The 3,600-nt window shown below is 77.2% G+C and carries 2 protein-coding genes; one reads left to right on the top strand and one right to left on the bottom strand.

The genetic code is table 11. The features are described 5' to 3' along the window. Positions 1-2,978: nitrate- and nitrite sensing domain-containing protein (locus G6556_RS17725; RefSeq protein WP_166944321.1), on the bottom strand; the 2,978-nt coding region annotated here is incomplete at its 3' end. A gap of 175 nt (positions 2,979-3,153) precedes the next feature. Between G6556_RS17725 and G6556_RS17720 the strand changes: the two genes are divergently transcribed. Continuing rightward, the coding region (locus G6556_RS17720; protein ID WP_166944319.1) for an alcohol dehydrogenase catalytic domain-containing protein at positions 3,154-3,600 on the top strand (447 nt) is incomplete at its 3' end.

Below are 3,600 nucleotides of genomic sequence, written 5' to 3'. Positions count from 1 at the left end.
GCGTCCAGCACCGTCGTGTCGTCCGCACGGCCCACGGGGGCGACGGGCGCGTCCACCGCCGCCGCGGGGGCGTCGGGCACGGCCTCCGGCTCGGGCTGCTGCGCGGGCACCGCCCAGGAGGGCTGCTCGGGCGTCGCCGGGGCGCCGGACCACGAGGCCCACGCGTGCGACTCGTCGAGCGGCTCGTCGGGGGCGAGGCCCGGGACGACCAGGGGCTGCTCGACGGGGGCGGCCTCGGCGACGGGCGCCTCCGCGGCGGGCGCCTCCGCGGCGGCCTCGGCGGCGGCGGGCTCGGCGTCGGCCGGGGCGTCCGCCCAGGCCGGAGTCCCGGGCTCGGCGGTCTCGGGCTCGGCGACCGGCGCGGGCGCCGGCACGATCGGCAGGCCGGCGGTCAGCGGCGCGGACAGCGCGTCCAGGCGGGCGTGGTCGGCCGCGGAGACCTCGGGCTCGTGGTCGACCAGCTCGTCCACGATCGACCGCACCTCGGCGGGCGAGGTGATCGGGCCGCGGCGCGAGGGCAGGGCCGGGGCCTCGGCGGCGGGCGCCTCGGTCGCGACCTCGTCGGACGGCGCGGCCACCTCGGTCGCGTCCGCCGCGTCGGCGGCCTGGTCGGCGGGCTGGGCCGGCAGCGCGTCGCGGCCGCGGAAGCCGGAGAAGAGGCCGGCGCGCGGACCGGCGGGCGCGGCCGGGGCCTCGGGCTCCTCGACGGGCGCCGCGGGGGTGCGCGACGGCAGGCCGCCGCGGGTCGGCAGACCGCCGCGGGACGGCAGCGGGGCCGGCTCTCCGGGGGCGGGCGCGACCAGCGGGGTCCACCCGCCCGCCTCGGCCGCGATCTCGGGGGCCAGCGTCGCCTCGGCCGGGGCGGGCAGGACGACGTCCTGCTCGGTCGGCAGGTCGGAGCGGGCGGCGGGCGCGTCCGGCTGCGAGGCCGGGGCGTCCGGGGTGGCGTCGCCGGCGGTGCGGCGGCGCGGCAGGCCGGTCGGGGTGGCGCCGTCGGTGAGCGCGGCCAGGTCGACCGGGACGGCGACCGGCGCCTCGACCGTCGGCAGCGAGCCGGTGGCCGGTCCGGAGCCGCGCTGGGCGCCGGACGGGCCGGCGAGCGCGGGGTCGTTGGCGGTGAACAGCGCGACCGGGAACCGCACGACCGCGGCCGTGCCGGAGAGCTCGCCCTTGGCGCGCTCGAGGACGACCTGGGCGCCGAGGCGCTGCGAGAGGCGCGCCACCACGAACAGGCCGAGGCGCTGGGCGCCCAGGGCCTCGGTCGGCGAGGTCGAGGCGATGGTCGCGTTGGCGGCCGTGATCTCGTCGGCCGACATGCCCAGGCCCTGGTCGACGATGCGGACCACGACGTGGTCGCCGTCGACGCCGGTGTGCACGACGACGGGGGTGCCCGGCTCGGAGAACAGCGTCGCGTTCTCCAGCAGCTCCGCGAGCAGGTGCGCGGCGCCCAGGGCGTTGAAGCCGTGCATCAGCGGGTCGGCGTCGAGCTCGAGCTGGACGCGGTCGTACTGCTCGATCTCGGACGACGCCGTGCGGACCACGTCGGACAGCGGCATGGCCTCGCGGAGCCGGCGGCCGGAGTCGATGCCGGCGAGCACGAGCAGCGACTCCGCGTTGCGGCGCATACGGGTGGCGAGGTGGTCCAGGCGGAACAGGTTCGCGAGGACCGCCGGGTCCTCCTCGGAGCGCTCGAGCGTGTCGATGAACGACAGCTGGCGGCCGAGCAGCACCTGGTCGCGGCGGGCCACGTTGACGAACATCTCGGCGATGGAGCCACGCAGGGCGGCCTGCTCGCGGGCCACCTGGATGGTGGTGGCGTTGACGTCGTTGAACGCCTGGGCCAGCCGGCCGACCTCGTCCTCGGACTCCACCGGGATGTCGGCGAGCGTGAGGTCGGGGCTCTCGCCCGGGACCGCCACCTGCTCGACCAGGCGGGGCAGCTCCTCGCGGACCGTGCCGGCCGCCGCGGTCAGGCGGCGCATCGGGACGACGATGCCGCGGGAGACGACGAGCGCGATGAGGATGGACAGCACGGCGGACGCGGCGGCGATGCCACCGGTGAGGAGCGCGCGCTCCTGCGCCTGGCTCGCCACGACGTCGGCACGGTCGGTCGCCGACTCGAGCAGCTCGGTGCCGACGGGCCGCAGCGACGCGAGCTCCGCGTTGACCAGGCTGTTCCACCGGGTCGGGTCCAGGGCGGAGACGGTCAGCTCGTTGCCGGACACCATCGACAGCTGCATGGCCGTGAGGTCGGCGTCGCGGGAGCTCAGCTGGATGCCCTCCAGCCGCAGGCTGTTGGTGCGCTCCCGGGCGTCGGCGCGCGCCTGGTCCTGCACGGCGAACAGGGCCGCGAGCTCCCGCACGTCGGAGGAGTTCGCGCCGTCGGCCGACAGCACGCTGGTCGCGAGCGGCTGGGCGCGGAGCACCTGCTCGATCGTGTCGGCGATGGCGCCGTAGGCGGACATCCGGCTCGCCAGGGAGCGCTCGGTCAGCGTCTCGGCGACGACGACGGGCACGTCGTTGTCGGCGGACACGATGTCGGTGTAGTTGCTGTCGACCAGTGTGCCGGGGATCGAGTCGGCGTCGACGCGGTCGCGGATCTCCACGAGTCGGGTGTGCTGGTCGCTCGCCTTCTGCACGGAGTCGGCGACGCGGGCGTCCAGCGTCGACAGGTCGATGTCGCGCAGCGCGGTGCCGAGGGACGCGATCGCGTCGTCCGTCGCGGAGCGGGCCGCGCTGAGGCTGCCGCCGAGGGCCGCGTCGGTGGCCTGCTGCACGGACAGCGTGCGCTCCTGCTGCAGGGCCTCCGCCGCGCGGGCGTACAGCGGCATGGTCGTCACGACGTCCCGCACGGTAGCCGCGGTGCGGGCCTCGCCGACCGACGTCGTCGTGATGTACGCCGCCGTCAGCAGCAGGACGAGCACGGGCAGCGCGAGGACCGCCAGCACCTTGGTGCGGATGCCGAGCCTGCGCAGCATGTCGACCTGCCTCCCGATCCTCGCGTCCCACCTGGCCGCGCGGGCACGCCCAGGTCAAGGCACCCGCCGAGGGCCCCCGTCCGAACCTCATCGGCGCCGTCGGGCCCGGACATGAGCGCATCGGGAGGATTCATCCACCCGTGTCCTGCGACGACACGGTGCGTAGGCTCGCACGATGGACGTGGTGGAGGTCAAGAGCCCCGGCGGACCGGACCAGCTGCGGGTGGCCCGGCGGCCCGACCCGGAGCCCGGTCCGGGCGAGGTCCTGGTGCGCGTCGCGGCCGCCGGCGTGAACCGTGCGGACCTGCTGCAGCGCGAGGGCAGGTACCCGCCGCCGCCCGGCGCGCCCGACTGGCCCGGCCTCGAGGTGTCCGGTGTCGTCGCTGGTCACGGGCCTGGGACGGACGCGACGGCGTGGCCGCTCGGCGCCCGGGTCGCGGCCCTGCTGCCGGGCGGCGGCTACGCCACGGCGGTCACCGTGCCGGCCGGCCTGCTGCTGCCCGTGCCCGACGAGGTCGACCTCGTGGACGCCGCCGGTCTGCCGGAGGCGCTGCTCACCTCGTGGACGAACCTCGTGGACGCGGGGCGGCTCGCGGCCGGCGAGGTGCTGCTCGTCCAGGGC

This window comes from Cellulomonas sp. IC4_254 (assembly GCF_011603975.1).
Classification (GTDB): Bacteria; Actinomycetota; Actinomycetes; order Actinomycetales; family Cellulomonadaceae; genus Cellulomonas.
The sequence above is the reverse complement of the archived record's forward strand: the minus strand, read 5'-3'. Positions and strand labels throughout refer to the sequence as shown.